The sequence below is a fragment of the Micromonospora sp. D75 genome (assembly GCF_018070405.1).
Classification (GTDB): domain Bacteria; phylum Actinomycetota; class Actinomycetes; order Mycobacteriales; family Micromonosporaceae; genus Micromonospora; species Micromonospora chalcea.
Window position 1 is genome coordinate 1 of the sequence record NZ_JAGPXV010000825.1, and the last position, 2168, is coordinate 2168.

1 protein-coding gene and 1 pseudogene are annotated in these 2168 nt (G+C 73.7%); one reads left to right on the forward strand and one right to left on the reverse strand.

Going from position 1 to position 2168, the window contains the following annotated elements:
* On the reverse strand, nt 1–1744 hold a 1744-nt coding region (locus KBX39_RS29575; protein WP_210873681.1), incomplete at its 3' end, for an RNA helicase.
* A 104-nt stretch (nt 1745–1848) separates the two neighbouring features.
* Between KBX39_RS29575 and KBX39_RS29580 the strand changes: the two are divergent.
* A pseudogene (locus KBX39_RS29580) lies at nt 1849–2168 on the forward strand (haloacid dehalogenase); the annotation flags it as partial.

Here is a 2168-nt window from a genome sequence, read left to right on the forward strand (position 1 = left end):
TCACGTCACCGACCCGCAGCCGCTCCAGCGAGGCGACAGCCGCCGCCTTGCGCTGGCTCTGCCCCTGCCGGGCGATGGCCCGTTCCCGGTCGGCGATCGCCACCCGCAGCGCGAAGTACTCGTCGAAGTCGCCGTGGTGGCAGGCGGCCTCCGCGCCGTACGCCTCGATGGTCTCGGTGTTGCGCTGCACCTGCCGGGCCAGGCCGACCACCGACCGGTCGGCCTGGAACTGCGCGAACGAGGACTCCAGCAGCTCGCGGGCCGGCGCCGCGCCGACGCTGCCGACCAGGTTGACGGCCATGTTGTACGACGGCCGGAAGCTGGAGCGCAGCGGGTAGGTGCGGGTGGAGGCGAGCCCGGCCACGTGCCGGGGGTCGGTCTCCGGCGACCAGACCACCACGGCGTGGCCCTCGACGTCGATGCCCCGGCGGCCGGCCCGGCCGGTGAGCTGGGTGTACTCGCCCGGGGTGAGGTCGACGTGGGCCTCGCCGTTGAACTTGACCAGGCGTTCCAGCACCACGCAGCGGGCCGGCATGTTGATGCCCAGCGCCAGCGTCTCGGTGGCGAAGACGGCCTTGACCAGCCCGCGGACGAACAGCTCCTCGACGACCTCCTTGAACGCGGGGAGCATGCCGGCGTGGTGGGCGGCCAGCCCGCGCTCCAGCCCGTCGAGCCACTCCCAGTAGCCGAGCACGGACAGGTCCTCGCCGGGGATGGCGGTGACCCGGGACTCGACCACCCGGCGGATCTCGGCGCGTTCCTCCGGGGAGGTCAGCCGCAGCCCGGCGGCGAGGCACTGCTGCACTGCGGCGTCGCAGCCGGCCCGGCTGAAGATGAACAGGATCGCCGGCAGCAGCCCCTCCCGGTCGAGCCGGTCGACGATGTCCGGGCGCATCGGACCGCGCCAGCGCGGGCCGCGCCGGCCGCCGCCGGGGCCGGCGCTACGGCCCTCGCCCAGTTCCAGCCGGCGCATCGTGTCCCGGGTGTAGCGCAGCAGCTCCGGGTGCACGTCGTGCTTGCGGGCCGCGTCGGCGTCGTGGAACAGGTCGAACATCCGCTTGCCGACGAGCATGTGCTGCCACAGCGGCACCGGGCGGTGCTCGGAGACCACCACGGCGGTCTCCCCGCGTACGGTGACCAGCCAGTCGGCGAACTCCTCGGCGTTGGAGACGGTGGCCGACAGCGACACCAGCGTGACCGACTCGGGCAGGTGGATGATCACCTCTTCCCAGACCCCGCCGCGGAACCGGTCGGCCAGGTAGTGGACCTCGTCCATCACCACGTACGCCAGGCCCTCGAGGGTGGCCGAGCCGGCGTAGAGCATGTTGCGCAGCACCTCGGTGGTCATCACCACCACCGGCGCGTCGCCGTTTATCGCGTTGTCGCCGGTGAGCAGGCCGACCTGCTCGGCGCCGTAGCGGTCCACCAGGTCGTGGTACTTCTGGTTGGACAGCGCCTTGATCGGCGTGGTGTAGAAGCACTTGCGGCGGGCGGCCGGCGCGTCGCCGCCGGGCCGGCCGCGCAGCGCCAGGTGCACCGCGAACTCGCCCACCACGGTCTTGCCGGCGCCGGTGGGCGCACAGACCAGCACGCCGCTGCCCCGCTCCAGCGCCTCGCACGCCTCGCGCTGGAAGTCGTCGAGATCGAACCCGAGATCCAGGGAGAATTCGTCCAGGGCCGGGAAGGCGGAGGCCTGCGCGGCCCGGCGGCGCGCCGCGGCGTACCGCTCGGCGGGGCTCGACATGGATCCAAGATTAATCGGTACGGCCGACGAGTACCGGTCAAGGCCATCCGGCAGGACGGTCGGAGCGGGTCGGTAGGGTGCACGACGTGCCGGACCGTACCGAACTGCCCCATGCCGCCAGCGGCGCCGACGACGTCGTGGGCCCGCGCCCGTCCCGCCGGCCCGTGGAGGCGGTGCTCTTCGACTTCCACGGCACGCTCGCCCAGGTGGAGGAGCCGCTGACCTGGGTGCTCGCCGCGGCGTCCGCCTGCGGCGTCGAGCTGGACCGGATCCGGGCCACGTCGCTGGCCGACCGGCTGCTCACCGCCGGGCGCGCGGGCGGCCCGCTGCCGGCCCGGGTGCCGCCCCGGCTGGCCGAGCTGTGGGGCGACCGCGATCTCTACCCGCAGGCCCACCGGGGCGCGTACACCGGGCTTGCCGAGAC